The sequence below is a fragment of the Pseudomonas sp. B1-22 genome (genome assembly GCF_050474425.1).
Classification (GTDB): Bacteria; Pseudomonadota; Gammaproteobacteria; order Pseudomonadales; family Pseudomonadaceae; genus Pseudomonas.
Genome location: NZ_JBCHVH010000003.1, coordinates 331,169 through 352,423 on the forward strand (window position 1 = coordinate 331,169; position 21,255 = coordinate 352,423).

The following is a 21,255-nucleotide window of genomic DNA, read 5'->3' on the forward strand; positions in this document are numbered from 1 at the left end:
GTTCGCATTTTCACGGTAGAGATTCGTGGCTAGAACGAAACGCGCAACCTGGCCCTGGCATGGGCTGACCGGCCTGATCATCCTGCTGATCGGCTTCGGGCTTTGGTACTCCACCTCGCTGATTTCCTACGAGTGGCGCTGGAATCGCGTCCCGCAGTACTTCGCCTACCAGGCGGAGGAGCCGCAGCGGGCCGAGAACATCTCGCGGGTGGAGAAGATCGAGCAGAGCGGGCACGACGCGCGCGTCACCCTGCAGGGCGAGGATGGCCAGCAGCAGGTGCTGAGCGTGGCCACCGACAGCCTGCAGTTCGCCGAGAACGACGATGTCGCCGAGGGCGATGTGGTCGGCATGCAGCGCCATTGGGCGGCCGGGCCGCTGGCCTGGGGTCTGTGGACCACCCTGTGGATCTCCTTCATCTCCGGTGCCGTCGGCCTGTTCATTGGATTGCTGGCCGGTCTCTGCCGCCTGTCGAAGAACCCGACCCTGCACGACCTGTCGACCGTCTACGTCGAGCTGGTGCGCGGTACGCCGCTGCTGGTGCAGATCTTCATCTTCTACTTCTTCATCGGCACCGTGCTGAACCTCTCCCGCGAGTTCGCCGGTGTGGCCGCACTGGCGCTGTTCACCGGTGCCTACGTCGCCGAGATCGTCCGTGCCGGTGTGCAGTCCATCGCCCGTGGCCAGGATGAAGCCGCCCGTTCGCTGGGCCTGAACGCCGCGCAGTCGATGCGCCACGTTATCCTGCCGCAGGCCTTCAAGCGCGTGCTGCCGCCGCTGGCCGGGCAGTTCATCAGCCTGGTCAAGGACACCTCGCTGGTCTCGGTGATCGCTATCACCGAGCTCACCAAGAGCGGCCGCGAGGCGATCACCACCTCGTTCTCCACCTTCGAAATCTGGTTCTGCGTCGCGGCGCTCTACCTTGTGATCAACCTGCCGCTGTCGCACCTGGCAGGCCGTCTGGAACGGAGGCTCGGCCAAAGTGATTGAAGTTCGCAACCTGACCAAGGTCTTCGACACCCGTGGTCACACCGTCCGTGCCGTCGACGATGTGAGCACCTCCGTGGCCAAGGGTGAAGTGCTGGTGGTCCTGGGCCCGTCCGGCTCCGGCAAGTCCACCTTCCTGCGTTGCCTGAATGGCCTTGAGGAGTTCGATTCCGGCTCGGTGAGCATCGACGGCCTCGACCTGGCCAACCCGAAGACCGACATCAACGCCTACCGCCGTGAAGTCGGCATGGTGTTCCAGCACTTCAACCTGTTCCCGCACATGACGGTGCTGGAGAACCTGTGCCTGGCGCAGAAGGTTGTGCGCAAGCGCGGCAAGGCCGAGCGTGAGGAAAAGGCCAAGGCGCTGCTGGCGAAGGTCGGTATTGGCCAGAAGGCTAACGAATACCCCTCGCGCCTTTCGGGCGGCCAGCAGCAGCGCGTGGCGATTGCCCGTGCGCTGTGCATGGACCCGAAGGTGATGCTGTTTGACGAGCCCACCTCGGCGCTCGACCCGGAGATGGTCGGCGAGGTGCTGGACGTGATGAAAACCCTGGCCGTGGAAGGCATGACCATGGTCTGCGTGACCCACGAGATGGGCTTCGCCCGCGAAGTGGCCGACCGGGTGCTGTTCTTCGATCACGGCAAACTGCTGGAAGATGCATCGCCCGCGCAGTTCTTCGCCCAGCCCAGGGATCCGCGCGCGCAGGCGTTTCTGCGGCAGGTGCTGTGAGGTCTCAGCCTCGCTGAAAGAGCCGCCTTCGGGCGGCTTTTTTGTGCTTAATCGGCGGGGCTGGATTGGCTCTCGTAGGAGCGGACTTCGTCCGCGATGATCCCTCGCGCGGAACTGATCGCGGACGAAGTCCGCTCCTACGTTCACCGATAGCACTGGAGACGACGGGAATTGTAGGAGCGGGCCATGCCCGCGATCGCGCCCATGGGGCGCTCCTACAGGATTGGGCATTGCCGGAATCGCGCGCAAAAAGAAACCGCCCCGAAGGGCGGTTTCTTCTACAGCGTACAGCGTACAGCGTCAGTCGCGGTTGCGCGTCAGCAGCGCCGGACGCTCGGTCTTGCGGCGCGGTTCCAGCTCTTCCAGCTGCTCGGCAGTAGGGAAGCGGTCGCCGCGAACCAGGTCGCGCTTGTTGATCACCACCGGCTGACGGGTCGGTTTGGCGGCGCCGTACTCGCTCGGCTCGCGCAGCGGGGCGTCGTTCATGCGGGAGGCCGGAGCCTTGCCGCCGCGCTTGCGTTGCTGGCCCTGCTTGCCCTGGCCGTTGCCGCCCTGGCCCTGGCTGCGACCAGCGCCGTTAGGCTTCTTCGCGGCCTTGCCTTGGCCCTGACCTTGACCCTGGCCACGGCTCTGACCGTTGCCTTGGCCGCCGCCCTGGCCACCCTGACCACGGGAGCGCTGCTGGCCCTGATTCTGGCCTTGTCCCTGACCCTGGCCGCCACGGCGGCGCTGGCCGCGTTGCTGGTCCTTGTCCGGGAACGGGCTGACATAGTCGGCGCGGTTGCCGAAGTTGTCGAAGTCGTCGTCGAGGAATTCTTCCGGATCGCGATTGCCGTCGATTTGCGGCGCGCGAGCTGGCTTGGGCTGCTGCTGACGACCCTGGCCCTGCTGCTCCTGGCGGGGCTGACGCGGCTGGCGCGGTTGCGCGTTGGCATTGGGCTGAGCGTCGCCGCCCTGGCCTTCGCCCTTCTTCTTGCCACGGCCGCCACGACGGCGGCGCTTGCCGGCGGGCTTATCGCCCTCAGCGGCTTCACCGGTAGCGGGAGCGGCGTTCTGCTGCTCTTCGGCCTGCGGCTGCTGGGATTTTTCCTTGCTGCGCTCCTTGCGCTCGCCACGCTTGGCCTTGTCCTTGCGCGGCTGGCGCTGCGGAGCTTCCTTCGGCTCGGGCTGCTGGACTTCCGGCAGCACGACGTCAGGATCGAAACCTTGCATGTCGCCATCGGGGATGCGCTGCTTGGTCAGGCGTTCGATGGCCTTGAGCAGCTTGTCTTCGTCCGGAGCCACCAGGGAGATGGCTTCACCGGTACGGCCAGCGCGGCCGGTACGACCGATGCGGTGGACGTAGTCTTCCTCGACGTTGGGCAGCTCGTAGTTGACCACATGGGGCAACTGGTCGATGTCCAGGCCGCGGGCAGCGATGTCGGTGGCGACCAGGATGCGCACGTCGTTGGCCTTGAAGTCGGCCAGGGCCTTGGTGCGCGCGTTCTGGCTCTTGTTGCCGTGGATCGCGGCGGCCGGCAGGCCGTGCTTGGTCAGGTACTCGGCGAGGCGGTTGGCGCCGTGCTTGGTACGGGTGAACACCAGCACCTGCTCCCAGGCGCCAACGGTCACCAGGTGCGCGAGCAGGACGCGCTTCTGCACGGCGGGGATGCGGAACACGCGTTGTTCGATGCGCTCGACGGTGGTGTTCGGCGGGGTGACCTCGATTCGCTCCGGGTTGTGCAGGAGCTTGTTGGCGAGGTCGACGATGTCTTTGGAGAAGGTCGCCGAGAACAGCAGGTTCTGGCGCTTGGGCGGCAGCTTGGCGAGGACCTTCTTCACGTCGTGGATGAAGCCCATGTCGAGCATGCGGTCGGCCTCGTCGAGAACGAGGATTTCCACGTGAGACAGGTCGATGCTGCCCTGGCCGGCCAGGTCGAGCAGGCGACCGGGGCAGGCGACCAGGATGTCCACGCCCTTGGAAACGGCCTGGACCTGGGGATTCATGCCGACGCCGCCGAAGATGCAGGCGCTCTTGAGCGGAAGGTCGCGGGCATAGACCTTGAAGCTGTCATGCACCTGGGCGGCCAGCTCGCGGGTCGGTGTCAGGACCAGCACACGGGCCTGGCGCGGGCCGTGGCGGTGTTCGCGGTCAGGATGACCTTCGGGGAACAGGCGCTCGAGCACCGGGAGGGCGAAGCCGCCGGTCTTGCCGGTGCCGGTCTGGGCGGCAACCATCAGGTCGCGGCCTTGCAGGACGGCGGGGATGGCGCGTTCCTGAACCGGAGTGGGGCGCGTGTAGCCAGCGGCTTCGACGGCGCCAACCAGGGCCTCGGAGAGACCGAGGGAAGTAAAGGACATGCGGGGTTCCTGTAGGCCGGCGACCTGCCGGCTCGAGGGCGCGTGATTTCAAGCTCGGGGCGAGCGCTCAGCCTGGGGCTGGAAGCACTCCGCCCACGATACGCCGGCGTTGCGCTGGCCGGGATCGCGGACGGTAAGCCCGGAGCAATGATCCTCAGCGGGGGAGCTTGAGGTTGTTCCAGAGCGCCAGGCTGGGTTCAGCCTGGTTCAGGGTGTAGAAATGCAGTCCGGGTGCGCCGCCTTCAAGGAGGCGTTCGCACATTTCGGTGATCACCTGCTCGCCAAAGGCCTGGATGCTGGCGATGTCGTCGCCGTAGGCTTCCAGTTGCTTGCGAATCCAGCGGGGGATTTCCGCGCCACAGGCGTCGGAGAAGCGGGCCAGTTTGGTGTAGTTGGTGATTGGCATGATACCCGGTACGACCGGAATGCTGACACCGAGTTTCTCCGCACGCTCGACAAAATGGAAGTAGCTGTCGGCGTTGAAGAAGTATTGTGTGATGGCAGAGTCGGCGCCGGCCTTGACCTTGCGCACGAAATTCGCCAGATCATCCTCGAAATTGCGCGCTTGTGGGTGAACTTCCGGATAGGCGGCAACTTCGATGTGGAAGTGATCGCCGGTTTCGGCGCGGATGAACTCCACCAGCTCGTTGGCGTAGCGCAGCTCGCCGCTGGCCATGCCCATGCCCGAGGGCAGGTCGCCGCGCAGGGCGACGATGCGACGGATGCCGGCATCCTTGTAGTGGGCGAGCAGGGCGCGCAGTTCGGCCTTGGTGTCGCCGACGCAGGACAGGTGCGGGGCGGTGGAGATCTGCACTTCGCCGTCGAGCTGCAGCACGGTGCTCAGGGTGCGGTCGCGGGTCGAGCCGCCAGCGCCGTAGGTGCAGGAGAAGAAGTCAGGCTTGTACGCGGCCAGCTGGCGCGCGGTGGCCAGCAGTTTTTCGTGGCCGGCTTCGGTCTTGGCGGGGAAGAACTCGAAGCTGAAGCGGCGTTCTTGAGACATAGGAGAAGGCTCTCTTCTCAGCGGCAAACTTCAAGCGGCGGACTGCCAGCGGGTATCCGCTGGCAGTCCGTGGCCTGCAGCTTGCGGCTGCGATCAGTAACGGTAGGTGTCCGGCTTGAACGGGCCTTCCACGGTTACGCCGATGTAGTCGGCCTGCTGCTTGGTCAGCTGGGTGACGACACCACCGAAGCCTTTCACCATCTCCAGCGCCACTTCTTCGTCCAGCTTCTTGGGCAGTACTTCGACGGTCAGGCGCTCGGCTTTCTTCTCGGCGGAGAGGTCGGCGTACTTCTGCTCGAACAGGAAGATCTGCGCCAGTACCTGGTTGGCGAAGGAGCCGTCCATGATGCGGCTCGGGTGGCCGGTGGCGTTGCCCAGGTTCACCAGGCGACCTTCGGCCAGCAGGATCAGGTAGTCGTCGTTGGCCGGGTCGAAGGCGCCGGCGCCGGTGCGGTGGATCTTGTGCACCTGCGGCTTGACCTCTTCCCAGGCCCAGTTCTTGCGCATGAAGGCGGTGTCGATCTCGTTGTCGAAGTGACCGATGTTGCACACCACGGCGCGCTTCTTCAGCGCCTTGAGCATGCCGGCGTCGCAGACGTTGACGTTGCCGGTGGTGGTGACGATCAGGTCGATCTTGCCCAGCAGGGCGGCGTCAACGCTGGCTTCGGTGCCATCGTTCAGGCCGTTCTTGTACGGGGAGACCAGCTCGAAGCCGTCCATGCAGGCCTGCATGGCGCAGATCGGGTCGATTTCGGAAACCTTCACGATCATGCCTTCCTGGCGCAGGGACTGGGCGGAGCCCTTGCCCACGTCGCCGTAGCCGATCACCAGGGCCTGCTTGCCCGACAGCAGGTGGTCGGTGCCGCGCTTGATGGCGTCGTTCAGGCTGTGGCGGCAGCCGTACTTGTTGTCGTTCTTGCTCTTGGTGACCGCGTCGTTGACGTTGATCGCCGGGACTTTCAGGGTGCCCGCCTTGAGCATGTCGAGCAGGCGGTGCACGCCGGTGGTGGTCTCTTCGGTGATGCCATGGATGCGCTCGAGCATCTGCGGGTATTTCTTGTGCAGGATCTCGGTCAGGTCGCCGCCGTCGTCCAGCACCATGTTGGCGTCCCACGGCTTGCCGTCCTTGAGGATGGTCTGCTCGATGCACCACTCGTATTCCTGCTCGGTCTCGCCTTTCCAGGCGAAGACCGGGATGCCGGCGGCGGCGATGGCAGCGGCGGCCTGGTCCTGGGTGGAGAAGATGTTGCAGGACGACCAGCGCACTTCGGCGCCCAGCGCGGTCAGGGTCTCGATCAGCACGCCGGTTTGGATGGTCATGTGGATGCAGCCGAGGATCTTCGCGCCTTTCAGCGGCTGGCTGGCGGCGTACTTGCGGCGCAGGCCCATCAGCGCCGGCATTTCGGATTCGGCGATGATCAGCTCACGGCGGCCCCAGGCGGCCAGGGAAATGTCGGCGACTTTGTAGTCGGTGAAACCGGCAGGCGTCATGACAGCGCTCATGCGTAACTCTCCATTCGTTGTCTGCGAATGGGCGCCGTTGATGCGTTTGGCGACCGGCGGATGCCGACCGTGACGCGCCCCATCCGAGCCTGACAAATCGAAGCGAATCGATCTGCTGCAGCGCCCCTCGGATGGGTGGCGGGAACGGCCGGGCTGCGCCGGCCGTGAATGAAACCTGCGGATTATAGCCATGGCGGATGACAAGCCAAAGGCTTTTGGTCGCGTTCGCGCAATCGGTCGCGCCCAGGCTCCCCGTCGCGCCCGCGCCAGGGGCCGTGAAAACCCTGGCGCGGGCGTCGTTGCGGGGATCGTTGGGCGCTCGCCGGAGCCGGCGCCGATGGTCGGTCGTAGGCGTTTTACCGTGGAGCGGGAAAGTCAGATGACGCCGCCGTCGCGCAGCTTGCCGATGGCGGCCGAGTCCAGGCCCAGCACGCGTTCGAGGATTTCCTGGGTGTGCTGGCCGAGGGTCGGCGGGGCGTTGCGATATTGAACCGGCGTTTCGGACAGGCGGATCGGGCTGGCTACCTGCGGCACGGTTCCGGCCAGGGGGTGTGGCAGCTCCACGCGTAGGCCACGGGCGATCACCTGTGGGTCGGCGAAGACCTGCGACAGGTCATTGATCGGCCCGCAGGGCACGCTGGCCTGTTCCAGCACGGCGATCCACTCGGCGGTGGTGCGCATCACGGTGGACTGGCGGATCAGCGGGATCAGTACATCGCGATGCGCCACGCGCGCCTGGTTGGTGGCGAAGCGCTCGTCGGTGGCCCACTCCGGGTGGCCCGCCAGCTCGGCGAACTTGCGGAACTGCCCGTCGTTGCCGACGGTGAGGATGAAGTCGCCGTCGGCGGTGGGGAAGTCCTGGTACGGCACGATGTTCGGGTGCGCGTTGCCCAGCCGGCGCGGCGGGTTGCCGGTGGTCAGGTAGTTCAGGGTCTGGTTGGCCAGGCAGGCGACCTGCACGTCCAGCAGCGCCATGTCGATGTGTTGGCCGATGCCGCTGACGTCGCGGTGGGCGAGGGCGGCGAGGATCGCGGTGGACGAGTACAGGCCGGTGAGGATGTCGGTCAGCGCCACGCCGACCTTCACCGGGCCCGCGCCTTCCTCGGCGTCGGAGCGGCCGGTCAGGCTCATCAGGCCGCCCAGGCCCTGGATCATGAAGTCATAGCCGGCGCGCTTGGCGTAGGGGCCGAACTGGCCGAAGCCGGTGATCGAGCAATAGATCAGCTTCGGGTTGATCGCCTTCAGCGACTCGTAGTCCAGGCCGTAGGCCTTGAGCCCGCCGACCTTGAAGTTCTCCAGCACGATGTCGGCCTTGGTCGCGAGCTCGCGTACCAGGCGCTGGCCTTCTGGCTGGGTGAAGTCGATGGTCAGGGATTTCTTGTTGCGGTTCGCCGACAGGTAATACGCCGCTTCGCTGGTGTCGCGGCCTTCGGCGTCCTTGAGGAACGGCGGGCCCCAGGCGCGGGTGTCGTCGCCGCTGCCGGGACGCTCGATCTTGATCACTTCCGCACCGAGGTCGGCGAGGATCTGCCCGGCCCAGGGGCCGGCGAGAACGCGGGAGAGGTCGAGGACACGAATGTGCGAAAGGGCGCCGGACATGGAATCACCTGCAACGTGAAGTGGGGCGGGGAGGGCGCAGTGCGGGGACGCCACGGTCCTCCCCGGGGCCTCTCGGGCGAGAGGTAAAACGGGCGCCGGCTCGACTCCTGAGGGGCCGGCCGGCGCGAGGCGCTTAGAAGAACGCCTGGATGCCGGTCTGGGCGCGGCCGAGGATCAGCGCGTGGACGTCGTGGGTACCTTCGTAGGTGTTCACCACTTCCAGGTTGACCAGGTGGCGGGCCACGCCGAACTCGTCGGAGATGCCGTTGCCGCCAAGCATGTCGCGGGCCATGCGGGCGATGTCCAGGGCCTTGCCGCAGCTGTTGCGCTTCATGATCGAGGTGATTTCGACGGCGGCGGTGCCTTCGTCCTTCATCCGACCCAGGCGCAGGCAGCCTTGCAGGGCGAGGGTGATCTCGGTCTGCATGTCGGCCAGCTTCTTCTGGATCAGCTGGTTGGCGGCCAGCGGGCGGCCGAACTGCTTGCGGTCCAGGGTGTACTGGCGAGCGGTGTGCCAGCAGGCTTCGGCGGCACCCAGGGCGCCCCAGGAGATGCCGTAGCGAGCGGAGTTCAGGCAGGTGAACGGACCGCGCAGGCCGCGCACGTCGGGGAAGGCGTTCTCTTCGGGGCAGAACACGTTGTCCATCACGATCTCGCCGGTGATGGAGGCGCGCAGGCCGACCTTGCCGTGGATGGCCGGGGCGGACAGGCCTTCCCAGCCTTTCTCCAGGACGAAGCCGCGGATCTGGCCTTCGTCATCCTTGGCCCAGACCACGAAGACGTCGGCGATCGGGCTGTTGGTGATCCACATCTTGTTGCCGGTCAGGCGGTAGCCGCCATCGACCTTGCGGGCACGGGTGATCAGCGAGCCCGGGTCGGAACCGTGGTTCGGTTCGGTCAGGCCGAAGCAGCCGATGTATTCGCCGCTGGCGAGTTTCGGCAGGTACTTCTGCTTGGTGGCTTCGTTGCCGAACTCGTTGATCGGCACCATGACCAGGGAGGACTGCACGCTCATCATGGAGCGGTAGCCGGAGTCGACACGCTCGACTTCACGGGCGATCAGGCCGTAGCACACGTAGTTCAGGCCGCTGCCGCCGTACTCGACGGGGATGGTCGCGCCGAGCAGGCCGGTTTCGCCCATCTCGCGGAAGATCGCCGGGTCAGTCTGCTCGTGGCGGAAGGCTTCCAGTACGCGCGGGGCCAGCTTGTCCTGGGCGAACTGGTAGGCGCTGTCGCGCACCATGCGCTCTTCTTCGGTGAGTTGCTGATCCAGCAGCAGCGGATCTTCCCAGTTGAAGCTTGCTTTGGTGGCCATGGAGAAACCTCGGAACAGACAATGAAGGACCCGACAAGTCTAGGCGGGTACGGTGTGGGCCATCCTAGTCAGCCGTCGGGAAGCCGGGCAACTGACTAATTCGCATGGTGTTGTGATATTTTCTCACTCCGTAATTGCACTGCTGATGCGGATTTCTGCATTTCTGCCTTTATTACAGGCTTTTTGCGCGATCCGTTCGCATCACGAGATTCCGAAGAGGCATTCGATGCGACGCAAGATTCCGACCACCGCGGCGCTGGTCGCCTTCGAGTCCGCCGCCCGCCACGAGAGTTTCACCAAGGCCGCCGAGGAGCTGTCCCTGACCCAGAGCGCCATCTGCCGGCAGATCGCCGCGCTGGAGGAGTTTCTTGGCGTCGAGCTGTTCCGCCGCTCGCGGCGTGGGGTGAAACTGACCGAGGCCGGGCTGAACTATAGCCGCCGCGTCGCCCAGCGCCTGGACGCGGTGGAGCGCGATACCCTGGCGGTGATGGGCCAGCAGGGCGGCGGTACGCTGGAGCTGGCGGTGGTGCCGACCTTCGCCACCCAGTGGCTGCTGCCGCGGCTGAAGGACTTCAAGCGCCTGCACCCGGAGGTCACGGTCAACCTGACCAACCGTACCCGCCCCTTCCTCTTCGCCGACACCGAGTTCGACGCCGCGCTGTATTTCGGCGATGGCGTGTGGTCCGGCACGGTCGCCAATTTCCTCATGCACGAGAACCCGGTGCCGGTGTGCAGCCCCGAGCTGCTCGGCGGGCGCATGGAACTGTCCGCTGCGCAGATCGCCGAGCTGCCGCTGATGCAGCAGACCACCCGGCCTTACGCCTGGCGCCAATGGTTCGGCTCGCTGGGCATGAGCGTCGCGCACGACATGAGCGGCGCCCGTTACGAGCTGTTCTCCATGCTCGCCCAGGCGGCCATGCACGGCATGGGGGTGGCGCTGATCCCGCCGATGCTGATCCAGCACGAACTGGCCGACGGCAGGCTGATCGTGCCGATGCAACATGCCTATTTGAGCGAAAATGCCTATTACCTGATGATTCCCGAACGCAAGGTGGAGTCGGCGACCCTCGGTGCCTTCCGCGACTGGCTGGTCGACGAGGCCGCCAGGTACCGCGCCGAAGCGGGCCTTGGCTGAACATCTGCTGCGCGTCGGCATAACTGCGTTGGAAACAGACTGAAAAATGCTCATTTACAGAACGTAAACTCCGCTTTTTCAGCCTGTTTCCGCCTTGTTCTGCTCTAGCTCGCAAGATGTTGAAGAGGCTCTGAGTCATGGCAAGGTGCCGGGCGCCGGCTGGGTCCAGACTTGCGTAGCCGGCGGGGCTTTCCCCGTCATCGCGCTCACGAGGCGCAATCAGTTAGGAGTTCACATGAATTTCCATACCCGCAAATGGGTCAAGCCTGAAGACCTCAACCCGAACGGCACCCTGTTCGGCGGCAGCCTTCTGAAGTGGATCGACGAAGAAGCGGCGATCTACGCCATCGTCCAGCTGGGCAACCAGCGCGTGGTCACCAAGTTCATCTCCGAGATCAACTTCGTCAGTTCCGCGCGCCAGGGCGACATCATCGAGCTGGGCATCACCGCCACCGAGTTCGGCCGCACCTCGATCACCCTGACCTGCGAAGTGCGCAACAAGATCACCCGCAAGAGCATCCTCACGGTCGACAAGATGGTCTTCGTCAACATCGGCCCGGACGGCCAGCCGGCGCCCCACGGTCGCACCGAGATCAAGTACATCAAGGACCAGTTCAAGGACGACGCCATCCCGCAGCCCTGATCGTCCTGAAGGCTTTTCCCTGCGGGCCCGGAGCGAGGGCGAATCGTAGCGAAAGGCTTTGCATTTGCGTCGATTGAATGTGAGCCTGTGCCCGCCCACGGCGGGCATGGGCCGACGCAGCCTCCCCGCCGTTCCTGCAGCACACGATCCAGCAGAGCAACGACCAGGGAGAGACCATGCACACCACCTTCGCATCCGCACTGCGCCAACTGGCCGTGGCCACATGCGCCAGCCTGCTGCTGGCCGGCGGCGCGCATGCCGCGCCGCTCAAGGCCGACACCAAGCCCGAGGCGGGCACCTTCAAGATGGGCATGCAACCCTGGCTGGGCTATGGCCAGTGGTACGTCGCCGAACAGGCCGGCGCCTTCAAGGCCAACGGCCTGGAGCAGGTCGAGCTGGTCAATTTCACCGAAGACAAGGACATGAATGCCGCCCTGGCCAGCGGCCAGATCGATGGCGGCAACCTCGCCACCCACACCGCCATGGCCATGGTCGCCGCCGGCCTGCCGGTGAAGATCGTCCTGCTGCTGGACCAGAGCACCAGCGCCGACGCGCTGATCGTCGATCCCTCGATCAAGACCCTGACCGACCTCAAGGGCAAGCAGGTCGCCTATGAAGAAGGCACCACCAGCGACATCCTCCTGCACAGCGCCCTGCGCAAGGCAGGCCTGACCCTTGCCGACGTGCAGCCGGTGCCCATGCCCGCCGCCAACGCCGGCAGTGCACTGATCGCAGGGCAAGTCCCGGCTGCCGTGACCTACGAGCCGTACCTGTCCGCCGCCAGGCAGCAGAACCCCAAGGTCAACCTGCTGTACAAGGGCTCGGATGATCCGGGCATCATCAGCGACGTGTTCGTTGTACGCGAAGAGGTCCTGAAGGAGCGTCCCGGCCAGGTACTGGCACTGATCAAGAGCTGGGAAGCGGGCCTGAAACACTACAACGAGAAGACCGCCGAAGGCCGCGCCGCCATCGCCAAGGGCGTGGGCGCCGACGAGGCCGAGCTGACCAGCGCCTTCGACGGCGTGCACTTCTATTCGGTGAAGGAGAACCAGGCCGAGCTGAAGGGCGCCTTCCAGAAGGGCTCGTTCGAGCATATCCAGAAGGCGGCCAGCGAAGCCGGTATCCTCCAGCAGCCGGTCACCCCGGCGCAGGCCATCGACGCGCGTTTCGTCGAGGCGCTCTGAGGCACCCGGTGCGCCGGCCAGTGAGCCGGCGCGCGCTTTCTCCCGTTCGACGAGCTCATCATGAAAGCCCGTAAAGCCAACCCGCTGTTCACCATCGGCAAGCCGATCGCGCAGCGTCACTTCCTGCTCATCGGCGGCGCCGTGTTCGTCCTGCTGGCGCTGTTCTGGTGGCTGGCCGGCGCCAGCGGCGCGGTGCCGAAGATATTCCTGCCGGCGCCCGGCGACGTCTGGGCGCGCATGCTCAAGCTGGCCGCCGACGGCACCCTGTGGGCGGACCTGAAGGTCAGCGTGTATCGCATCGCCGTGGCCTTCCTGGTGTCCTCGGCGATGTCCATCGTGATCGGCGTGTTCGCCGGCTGCTACGGCTTCTGGAAGGCCGCCACCGAGCCGCTGGTGGACTTCGTGCGCTACATGCCGGTGGTCGCCTTCGTCCCGCTGACCATCCTCTGGGCCGGCACCAGCGACTTCCAGAAATTCCTCATCATCTGGATCGGCACCTTCTTCCAGCAGGTGCTGATGGTGATGGATGCCATCAAGCGGGTGCCGGCGGACTTCGTCGGCCTGGGCCGCACCCTCGGCATGCCGGACCGCCGCATCCTCCTGAAGATCGTCCTGCCCAGCGCGCTGCCGGGCATCTGGGACGCCCTGCGGATCAGCCTCGGCTGGGCCTGGACCTGGCTGGTGCTGGCCGAGCTGGTGGCCGCGACCTCGGGCCTGGGCTACCGCATCACGGTGTCCCAGCGCTTCTTCCAGACCGACACCATCATCGGCTACATCCTCCTGCTCGGCTTCCTCGGGCTGGTCACCGACCAGGCCATGCGTGCCGGCGAGAAGGTCCTGTTTCGCTACAACCGGAGGCGCAGCTGATGGCGACCCTGGAAATCTCCGGCCTGAACAAGAGCTTCGCGGTCGGCAAGGAGCGCCGCGAGGTGCTGCGGAACATCGACCTGACCCTGGCGGACAACGAGTTCGTTTCCATCGTCGGCACCTCGGGCTGCGGCAAGAGCACGCTGCTGTCCATCGCCGCCGGCCTGGAGGACTTCGACAGCGGCAGCGTGAAGGTGGATGGCGTGCCGATCGCCGGTCCCGGCCTGGACCGTGGCGTGGTGTTCCAGTCCTACACCCTGCTGCCCTGGCTCACCGCGCGGCAGAACGTCGAGTTCGCCCTCAAGGCGGCCGGCCTGTCCCGCGCACAGTGCCGCGAGATTGCCGACGAACACCTGGAACTGGTGAAGCTGACGAAGTTCGCCGAGGCCTACCCGAACGAGCTGTCCGGCGGCATGAAGCAGCGCGTGGCGATTGCCCGTGCGCTGTCCTACCGGCCGAAGATCCTGCTGATGGACGAGCCCTTCGGCGCGCTGGACGCCATGACCCGCCACCAGATGCAGGAGCTGCTCACGCGCATCTGGGAAACCCACCGGCTGACGGTGATGTTCGTCACCCATGACGTGGAAGAGGCGGTGTACCTGTCCGACCGTATCGTGGTGATGGGGCTCGGCCCCGGGCGGATCAAGACCACCTTCGACGTGAAGCTCGGCCGCCCGCGTCATGAGGAGATGGCTGCCAGCGCCGAGTTCATCGACCTGCAGCGCCAGGTGCTGCGCTCGATCCGCGAGGAAGAGCAGGGCGTAACCGCCCTGTAAGTCGGTTACCAGCGGCCGGAGGCACCGCCGCCGCCGCTGGAGCCGCCGCCGCCCCGGAAACCACCGCCTCCGCCGCCTCCACGACCGCCGCCGCCGCGCCCTATTGAACTGAGGATCATCCACAGCAGCTGCAGGACGCCCGAGGTCAGCCACATCGGCGGCAGGAAGAAGATGTACAGCACCAGCGGGATCGAGAAGGAACCGATCATCTGCTGCTGCAGGGCTTCGGGATTGGCTTCGCTGAACAGCAGCACCGCCGAGGCCACGCCGCCAACCAGTGCGCTGCACAACAGGTAGCGGCCCATGCTGCGCTGGCGCAGCCACTGCACCGGTAACAACAGGCACAGCAGCGGCACCCCCACCAACAGGGCGAGCAGGCCGAGCAGGCGCGCGGGCGGGATTTCCTCTGCAGCGCTGGCGTTGCGGTTGGAATAGGCATCGCTGTAGCCCGTCACCGGCCCCGTCTGCGGCAGTTGGTCTGCAGCGCTCTCGTCGGGGCCGGCAGGTGCCGCAGCCGGTGGTTCGATCAGGGCAATCAGGCTGTCCACGCCGGCCTGGATGCCGCCGGCGAAATCGCCGGTCTTGAAGTGCGGGACCATGGTGTCGCGGATGATGCGCCCGGCCTGTACGTCGGTGATGGTGCCTTCCAGCCCGTAGCCGACTTCGATACGCAGCGCGTGGTCATTCTTGGCGACTACCAGCAGCACACCATCGTCCACGCCCTTGCGGCCCAGCTTCCACTGTTCGAAGGCGCGCACCGCGTAGTCCTCGATGCTGTCCTCGCCGGTGGTGGGGACCAGCAGCACGGCGATCTGCGCGCCCTTGCGCTGCTCAAGGCCCGAGAGCTGGCTTTCCAGTTGTGCGCGCTGGGCGCTGTCGAGGGTCTGGGTGAGGTCGGTGACGCGGGCGCTGAGCGGCGGAATGGCGACCGGCGCCGCCTGCAGCAGGGCCACCCAGCACAGCAGCAGGGCGGCCAGCAGCCAGCGCGGCAGGTTCATTGCGCGGGCTGCGCCGGCGCGTTGCCGAAGTCCACTTTAGGCGCGGTGGAAATGGCGGCTTCGTTCTCCACGCTGAAGTTGGCCTTGGGCTGGTAGCCGAGCACTTTCGCGGTGAGCACTTCCGGGAACTGGCGGATCAGCACGTTGTAGGCCTGTACAGCCTTCACATAGCGGCCGCGAGCCACGGTGATGCGGTTTTCGGTGCCTTCCAGCTGGGTCAGCAGGTCCTTGAACAGGCCGTCGGCCTTGAGCTGCGGGTAGTTCTCGGTGACCACCAGCAGGCGCGAGAGCGCCGAGCTGAGCTCGCCCTGGGCTTGCTGGAAGCGCTTCACGGCAGCCTCGTCGCCGAGCTGGTCGGCGTTGAGCGTGGTACTGCCGACCTTGGCGCGAGCCTCGGTCACTTGTGTCAGCACTGCGGCTTCATGGGCGGCGTAACCCTTCACGGTGCTGACCAGGTTGGGCACCAGGTCCGCGCGGCGCTGGTACTGGTTGAGTACTTCCGACCAGGCGGCCTTCACCTGTTCGTCGCCGGCCTGCATGGCGTTGTAGCCGCAGCCGGAGAGCAGGGTGACGAGGATGTAAGCGGTCAGGAACTTGATCAGGCGTGGCATGGCAGGTGCTCGTGCTGGCGAAAAGGCCCAGTCTAGGCCAGTTCCGGCCGAGGACGCAGGGAGAAATGTCTGAAAGGGCGGGTGCTTGCCGGCGATGGGGGCGCTCAGGGTAGAATCGATCTGGTATATACCAGGAGTCATTCCGTGCTCGCCACTACCCTGGTGCTGCTGGCCGCCCTGCTGCACGCCACCTGGAACACCCTCGTCAAATTCAGCAACGACCGCCTGCTGGTGGTTGCCTGCATGGACATCGTCGGCCTGGCCGCCGGGCTGGCCCTGCTGCCCTGGATCGAGATTCCGCCCGCCGAGGTCTGGCCCTGGCTGCTGGCCGCCGTTTCACTGCAACTGGTCTACCGGGTACTGCTGATCCAGGCCTACAAGGTCGGCGACCTGGGCTTGGTCTACCCGCTGATGCGCGGGCTGTCGCCGTTGGTGGTGCTGGCGCTGACCCTGACCTTCGGCGGCGAGCACCTGACCGAAAAGCAAATCCTCGGCATCCTGCTGATTCCGGTCGGTATGATGTTCCTGCTCAAGGGCGGCGGTGGTTCGAAGCTGCCGTGGATCGCCTATCCCACCGTACTGCTGATGGGCCTGTGCATCGGCAGCTACACCTGGACCGACGGCAATGCGCTGAAGCTCTGGCCCAAACCGCTGGATTACCTGGTCTGGCTGTCGCTGCTGTCCGGCCTGCCATTCCCGCTGGTGGCGCTGGTCGGGCGTACCCGTGCCTTTGCGAAATTCTGGATCAACGACTGGAAGCTGGGTTTGAGCGTCGGCTTCTGCGTGCTGCTCAGCTACGGACTGGTGCTCTGGGCCATGCAGCTGGGCTCCATCGCCGAGGCCGCCGCGCTGCGCGAGACCAGCGTGCTGCTGGTGGTGCTGTTCGGCATGCGCTTCCTCAAGGAGCCCTTCGGCCTGCCGCGTCTGGCGGCGTGCAGCCTGGTACTGGCGGGGATGCTGGTGATGAAGCTCTGATGGGCGGCTGAACGGCGGCTGAACGGAATCGATCCCGCTGCGACGGATGGCCGCAGCCGCTTCTGCATGGTCTGGATCATTCGGAAATCGGGGCGGATAATCCGGCGCTTCCGTGTCTAGCCGTCCTACAAGAGTTCCCCATGAAGCTGAAGACCCTGCTCGTTCTGCTGCTCGCCGGCACGGCGCTCGCCGGTTGCCATCGCCTGGACCCCAATTCGCCGGAGGCCAAGCGCCAGGTGGTGTTCAAGGAGCTGCTCAAGACCAGCGAGGACATGGGCGGCATGCTGCGTGGGCGCATTCCCTTCGATGCGGACAAGTTCCGCGCCGGCTCCGCCAAGCTGGGCGAGCTGGCGGACAAGCCCTGGCAGTACTTCCCCACCACCCAGCCGCCGGCGGACAAGGTGGAAAACGAGGACACCCGCGCCAAGGCGGAAATCTGGCAGCGCCAGCTGGAGTTCCAGGCCGACGCCAAGACCTTCCAGCAGGCCGTCCGCGTGCTGGGCGAAAACACTCGCAACGCCGCGCCGACGCCCGAGGGCGTGCGCAAGGACTTCGCCGCGGTGGAAGACGCCTGCGAGGCCTGCCACAAGAAATTCCGCGCGCTCTAAGCGCGCTCTTTTCGTAGGAGCAACTGTCTACTTCTGGACAGTCTGTGCCGGCGCGTTCCCCCTCACCCTAACCCTCTCCCCCTGGGAGAGGGTTAGGGTGAGGGCCGCCCCGAGCGCAGAGACATCTCGTAGGAGCGGACTACGTCCGCGATTCGCTGGCATGGCCCGTTCCTACGAAAATCCTACGCTCCCGTAGGAGCGGATCTTATCCGCGATCCGGCCGACAGGCCGGCCCCGGTCTCCTCGCGGAAATGCCGGGTTTCACGCTCACTCCTCCAGTTCGCGCTTCGCCTGCTCCAGTTCGGCGCGGGCCTCCGCCAGCTTGTTCTTGCGCTTCTCGATCTTCTGCGCGTCGCCCTTGTCCATCGCCTTGCTCAGGTCCTTCTCGCGTCGGCTGACGTCCTGTTCCGCATCCAGCACGCGCTGCTTGCGCTGTTGCGCCAGGCCGGCGTCGGTGCAGTAGGTTCTTACCTTTTCCAATGCCGTCTGCAGGCCGGCGACCTGGTTGTCGTTGCCGTGGGCCCTGGCTTCTTCGAGCTGGCGCTGGATGGCGTCCTGCTTGGCAGCGCAACCGGTCAGGGGCTCGGCCGCCAGCAGCGGGGTGGTGCAGCCGAGGACGAGGAGGGCGGCGATCAGGGCGGAGCTTCGGAACATTTTCGGATTCCTGGGTTACCAAAGACTAAGACGTTCGAATGTGACGGCTAGAGTTTGTCATGGAGTGGCGCCGTGCGTGATGTCCTGGAACAAGGCCGACGTTCACGAAGCCCGCGGGGCGGGCAAGGAGAGGCGCCATGCGTATCGCTATCCGCGTCGTGCAGGGACTCATCGCGTTGCTCGTGCTGATGCTGCTGGTCGGCTTCTGGTGGTATCTGCCGGGGGAGCTGAGGCATCGCCCCATGCTCAGCGGGACGAGCGAGGACTCTTCGATACGCCTGGGCGAGCGGCGGCGCAGCTACGTGCTCTATACGCCCCGTCAGCTCGCCCAGCGGCCGGCGTTGCTGGTGGTGCTGCACGGGTCCATGAGCAACGGCGAGCGGATGCGCCGCGACAGCGGCTATCGCTTCGATGCGCTGGCGGACCGCGACGGTTTCCTGGTGCTTTACCCCGATGGCGTCGAGGGGCACTGGAACGATTGCCGCAAGGCCGCCACCTACAGCGCACGGCGCCTGAACATCGACGATGTCGGCTTCCTCTCGGCGATGATCGAGCGCCTGCAGCGCGAGCGCGGCGTCGACCCGGCACGGGTCTTCGTCGCCGGCTATTCCAATGGCGGGCAGATGGCGCTGCGCATGGCGGCCGAGGCAGCCGACAAGGTGGATGGCGTGGCCGCGGTTGCCGCCAGCCTGCCGAGTGCGGACAACGATGCCTGTCAGCCCGCGCAGCAGCCGAAGGCGGCCTTGCTGATGAATGGTACGCGCGACCCGATCAATCCCTACGCGGGCGGAGCGGTGACGCTGTTCGGCTTCGGCAATCGCGGCACGGTGTTGTCGACGGAGGATTCCGCCCTGGCGCTGGCGCGGCGTAACGGCCAGAGTGGCGTGCCCAGCCAGGATCGGCTGACCTCGATCGGGCCGGTCTGGGCCGAGCGGCAACGGTGGAGCGTGGCCGGTGCGGCGCCCGTGGAGCTGGTGACGGTGCACGGCGGCGGGCACCTGTTGCCGCAGCCGGTGTATCGTCCTCCGCGCCTGTTGGGGCTGGCCGACCCGGACCTGGATGGCCCAGCCGAAATCTGGCGGTTCTTCAGCGAACTGCCGCACTGAGGTTCAGAGGTCGATTACCCAGCACGGATCGAAACCGCTGTCCTCCCCCGGATAGGCGCCGGGATTGGCCACCACCCGGGCGTTGCCGATGCGGTAGTCCATCCGCTCGTGGACATGCCCGTGCACCCACAGGTCGCAGCGCTCCACCAGGGACTCCAGATTCGAGGCGAAGGCCGGCGACAGGCTGTCGCCGACATAGGGTTCGGGAATCGACCGGCCGCAGGGCGCGTGATGGGTGACCACCACGGTGCGCCCGGCGAAGGGCTGGGCCAGCTCCGCCTTCAGCCACTCGCAGGAGGCTTCGCACAGGTCGCGGCTCATTTCCGGGGTGAAGGGCTGGGTGAAGTAATCCACGCAGCGGAAGTCCGGCATCAGATGCAGTGCCTGCTCTACGGCGAGCTCTGCGCCGTGCTCGCCGTAGAGCTGGAAGTCGGTCCACAGGGTTGCGCCGAGCACACGCACATCGCCCAGCACCACGGCGTCGTTCTCCAGAAAATGGATATCCAGCGCGCGGGCCAGGTTGCGCATGGCCTGGGTGAGCTCCGGCAGGTCCGAGTGGTAGAACTCATGGTTGCCGGCGACATAGACGATCTCGCTATCGGGAAACGCCTCCCGCGCCCAGTGCAGCCCTTGCAGGTGCTCGTGGATATCACCGGCGAGGATCACCAGGTCGGCCTCGGCCTCGGGCAACGCGCGGCCACCGGGGAAGTGTTCGTGGTGAAGGTCGGAGAGGATACGCAGGCGCATGGTCGGTCACGGGGTGGCAATGGGTGTTCATTCTGCGCACGGTGCATGCGGATTGCCCAGCCCTTGACCTGTGTCATGGTAGGGCAGGTCAAGTGACATATCCCTTACGAAATTAAGGGATGATTCAGAGGAATCCTTCAGCTTTCGCTTGGAAAAGCAGTCTGGGAGGACCCCATGAAACTCATCTGGATCATCCTGGCCGCCGTCGCGGCGGCCTTCGGCCTGGCCCTGTTGCTCGATCCTCCGGCAACTCTGGACATCTGGGTTGTCCGCAAGCAGGCCATCCTGTTCACCGGCGTCGCAGCCTTCGCCCTGATGTCGCTGATCATGCTGCTGGCGGTGCGCCCGGCGTGGCTGGAGCGGCCACTGGACGGGCTGGACCGCATGTACCAGGCGCACAAATGGGCGGGCATTCTCGCCATCGTGCTCGCCTTGCTGCACTACCTGATGGAACTGGGCGGGCCGCTGCTGGCGGAGTTCATCGCCAAGCCGGCCAAGGGGCCGCGGGTGGAGACCTTCCTCGACGTCTTTCGTGGCTCGGCCAAGGACCTGGGGGAGTGGTCCGCCTGGATACTGGCGGCGATGCTGGTGATCACGCTCTGGCAGCGCTTCCCCTACCACCTGTGGCGTTACGTGCACAAAACCCTCGCGGTGGTTTACCTGGTGCTGGCCTTCCACGCCGTGGTGCTGGCGCCGGCGGCTTACTGGACTCAGCCGATCGGCTGGCTGGTGGCGCTCTGTGCAGCCGTAGGCAGCCTCTGCGCGCTCTGGTCGCTGGGCGGGCGGATCGGTCGCAAGCGCACCCACGAGGGCGTCGTGGTGGCGGTCGAGCGTCCCGGCGAGCGTATGCTCGAGGTCACCTGCAAGCTACAGGGACGCTGGCAGCACCGCGCCGGACAGTTCGCCTTCCTGACCTGTGACCGGCTGGAAGGGCAGCATCCCTTTACCCTCTCCAGCGGTGATCGTGGCGACGGCGAGGTGCGCTTCAGCATCAAAGCGCTGGGGGACTACACCCAACGCCTGCAGGAGGGCCTGAAGGTCGGTGATCCGGTGAAGGTGGAAGGGCCCTACGGTCGCTTCGATTTCCGCCGCGACAAGAGTGGGCGCCAGGTATGGATCGCCGGCGGGATAGGTGTCACGCCCTTCCTCGCCTGGCTGGAATCACTGCAGGGCAAGCCCGAGGACTGCCCGGAGGTGACGCTGCTGTACTGCGTGCGCTCGCCGTCCGACGCCATCTACGCCGGGCGCCTGCGCGAGTTGTGCGCGCAATTGCCGCGTATCGATCTGCGCATCCACTACAGCGAGAGCGAAGGCCGTCTGCAGGCCAGCGATCTCGAACTGCAGCCTGGCCCGCAAGGCCGCTGGCCGAGCGTCTGGTTCTGCGGTCCGCAGGGGCTGGCCGAGCTGCTGCGGCGTGATCTGCGCCGCCAGGGTATGCCGCGCAGTCGCTTCCACCAGGAAGCGTTCCGGATGCGCTGA

The 21,255-nt window shown here is 65.9% G+C and carries 20 protein-coding genes and 1 riboswitch; of the genes, 11 read left to right on the forward strand and 9 right to left on the reverse strand.

Annotated elements, in window-relative coordinates:
• Positions 1–25: 25 nt before the first annotated feature.
• Together ACQ5BL_RS13520 and ACQ5BL_RS13525 are read left to right on the forward strand one after the other, a co-directional pair.
• Positions 26–988 (forward strand): amino acid ABC transporter permease, encoded by a 963-nt coding sequence (locus tag ACQ5BL_RS13520; RefSeq protein WP_243804205.1) that lies wholly within the window; start codon positions 26–28, stop codon positions 986–988.
• Positions 981–1,715, forward strand: coding sequence for an amino acid ABC transporter ATP-binding protein (locus ACQ5BL_RS13525; protein ID WP_243804207.1), 735 nt, complete (start codon positions 981–983; stop codon positions 1,713–1,715). Before ACQ5BL_RS13520 ends, ACQ5BL_RS13525 begins: the two co-directional genes overlap by 8 nt.
• A 300-nt stretch (positions 1,716–2,015) precedes the next feature.
• On the opposite strand, the gene ACQ5BL_RS13530 is transcribed toward ACQ5BL_RS13525, so the two are convergent.
• From ACQ5BL_RS13530 to ACQ5BL_RS13550, 5 genes are all read right to left on the reverse strand, one after another.
• Positions 2,016–4,055 (reverse strand): DEAD/DEAH box helicase, encoded by a 2,040-nt coding sequence (locus tag ACQ5BL_RS13530; protein ID WP_207882071.1) that lies wholly within the window; start codon positions 4,053–4,055, stop codon positions 2,016–2,018.
• Between the two features lie 154 nt (positions 4,056–4,209).
• Positions 4,210–5,055, reverse strand: a complete 846-nt coding sequence (gene metF, locus ACQ5BL_RS13535) for a methylenetetrahydrofolate reductase [NAD(P)H] (protein ID WP_207882072.1) — start codon at positions 5,053–5,055, stop codon at positions 4,210–4,212.
• Positions 5,056–5,148: 93 nt separating this feature from the next.
• Positions 5,149–6,558, reverse strand: coding sequence for an adenosylhomocysteinase (ahcY, locus tag ACQ5BL_RS13540; RefSeq protein ID WP_243804209.1), 1,410 nt, complete (start codon positions 6,556–6,558; stop codon positions 5,149–5,151).
• Between the two features lie 22 nt (positions 6,559–6,580).
• A riboswitch (S-adenosyl-L-homocysteine riboswitch) is annotated at positions 6,581–6,693 on the reverse strand.
• Between the two features lie 240 nt (positions 6,694–6,933).
• Positions 6,934–8,157, reverse strand: a complete 1,224-nt coding sequence (locus ACQ5BL_RS13545) for a CaiB/BaiF CoA transferase family protein (RefSeq protein ID WP_243804210.1) — start codon at positions 8,155–8,157, stop codon at positions 6,934–6,936.
• 133 nt (positions 8,158–8,290) lie between these two features.
• Entirely contained in the window at positions 8,291–9,472 is a 1,182-nt protein-coding gene (locus ACQ5BL_RS13550) for an acyl-CoA dehydrogenase (RefSeq protein ID WP_207882078.1), read from the reverse strand.
• A gap of 226 nt (positions 9,473–9,698) precedes the next feature.
• Here ACQ5BL_RS13550 and ACQ5BL_RS13555 point away from each other — a divergent pair, with 226 nt between their 5' ends.
• The 5 genes from ACQ5BL_RS13555 to ACQ5BL_RS13575 all read left to right on the forward strand — a co-directional run bounded on the left by ACQ5BL_RS13555 (position 9,699) and on the right by ACQ5BL_RS13575 (position 14,077).
• Positions 9,699–10,607, forward strand: a complete 909-nt coding sequence (locus ACQ5BL_RS13555) for a LysR family transcriptional regulator (protein WP_207882080.1) — start codon at positions 9,699–9,701, stop codon at positions 10,605–10,607.
• 235 nt (positions 10,608–10,842) lie between these two features.
• A complete protein-coding gene (locus tag ACQ5BL_RS13560; RefSeq protein WP_015479269.1) occupies positions 10,843–11,250 on the forward strand; it encodes an acyl-CoA thioesterase in 408 nt (135 codons plus the stop codon).
• Between the two features lie 176 nt (positions 11,251–11,426).
• Positions 11,427–12,434: an ABC transporter substrate-binding protein gene (locus ACQ5BL_RS13565; protein ID WP_243804212.1), complete on the forward strand. Its 1,008-nt coding sequence runs from the start codon at positions 11,427–11,429 to the stop codon at positions 12,432–12,434.
• Positions 12,435–12,494: 60 nt separating this feature from the next.
• Positions 12,495–13,301: an ABC transporter permease gene (locus ACQ5BL_RS13570; protein WP_207882082.1), complete on the forward strand. Its 807-nt coding sequence runs from the start codon at positions 12,495–12,497 to the stop codon at positions 13,299–13,301.
• Positions 13,301–14,077 (forward strand): ABC transporter ATP-binding protein, encoded by a 777-nt coding sequence (locus ACQ5BL_RS13575; protein WP_243804214.1) that lies wholly within the window; start codon positions 13,301–13,303, stop codon positions 14,075–14,077. Before ACQ5BL_RS13570 ends, ACQ5BL_RS13575 begins: the two co-directional genes overlap by 1 nt.
• Before the next feature lie 5 nt (positions 14,078–14,082).
• On the opposite strand, the gene ACQ5BL_RS13580 is transcribed toward ACQ5BL_RS13575, so the two are convergent.
• Complete coding sequence (locus ACQ5BL_RS13580) at positions 14,083–15,075, reverse strand: TPM domain-containing protein (RefSeq protein ID WP_243804215.1); 993 nt, start codon at positions 15,073–15,075, stop codon at positions 14,083–14,085.
• Positions 15,072–15,686, reverse strand: a complete 615-nt coding sequence (locus ACQ5BL_RS13585) for a LemA family protein (RefSeq protein WP_243804217.1) — start codon at positions 15,684–15,686, stop codon at positions 15,072–15,074. The genes ACQ5BL_RS13580 and ACQ5BL_RS13585 overlap by 4 nt, the downstream gene beginning before the upstream one ends.
• 144 nt (positions 15,687–15,830) lie before the next feature.
• Here ACQ5BL_RS13585 and ACQ5BL_RS13590 point away from each other — a divergent pair, with 144 nt between their 5' ends.
• Positions 15,831–16,661 (forward strand): EamA family transporter, encoded by an 831-nt coding sequence (locus ACQ5BL_RS13590; protein WP_243804219.1) that lies wholly within the window; start codon positions 15,831–15,833, stop codon positions 16,659–16,661.
• A gap of 140 nt (positions 16,662–16,801) precedes the next feature.
• Positions 16,802–17,269, forward strand: coding sequence for a c-type cytochrome (locus ACQ5BL_RS13595; RefSeq protein ID WP_243804221.1), 468 nt, complete (start codon positions 16,802–16,804; stop codon positions 17,267–17,269).
• Between the two features lie 267 nt (positions 17,270–17,536).
• Here ACQ5BL_RS13595 and ACQ5BL_RS13600 read toward each other — a convergent pair whose 3' ends face one another.
• A complete protein-coding gene (locus ACQ5BL_RS13600) occupies positions 17,537–17,923 on the reverse strand; it encodes a DUF1090 domain-containing protein (RefSeq protein ID WP_243804223.1) in 387 nt (128 codons plus the stop codon).
• Positions 17,924–18,060: 137 nt separating this feature from the next.
• Here ACQ5BL_RS13600 and ACQ5BL_RS13605 point away from each other — a divergent pair, with 137 nt between their 5' ends.
• Positions 18,061–19,029, forward strand: a complete 969-nt coding sequence (locus ACQ5BL_RS13605) for an alpha/beta hydrolase family esterase (RefSeq protein ID WP_243804225.1) — start codon at positions 18,061–18,063, stop codon at positions 19,027–19,029.
• Between the two features lie 3 nt (positions 19,030–19,032).
• Here ACQ5BL_RS13605 and ACQ5BL_RS13610 read toward each other — a convergent pair whose 3' ends face one another.
• Positions 19,033–19,776, reverse strand: a complete 744-nt coding sequence (locus ACQ5BL_RS13610) for a metallophosphoesterase family protein (protein WP_243804226.1) — start codon at positions 19,774–19,776, stop codon at positions 19,033–19,035.
• Positions 19,777–19,950: 174 nt separating this feature from the next.
• On the opposite strand from ACQ5BL_RS13610, the gene ACQ5BL_RS13615 reads away from it, so the two are divergent.
• On the forward strand, positions 19,951–21,255 hold the full coding sequence (locus ACQ5BL_RS13615; protein WP_243804228.1) for a ferredoxin reductase family protein: 1,305 nt from the start codon (positions 19,951–19,953) through the stop codon (positions 21,253–21,255).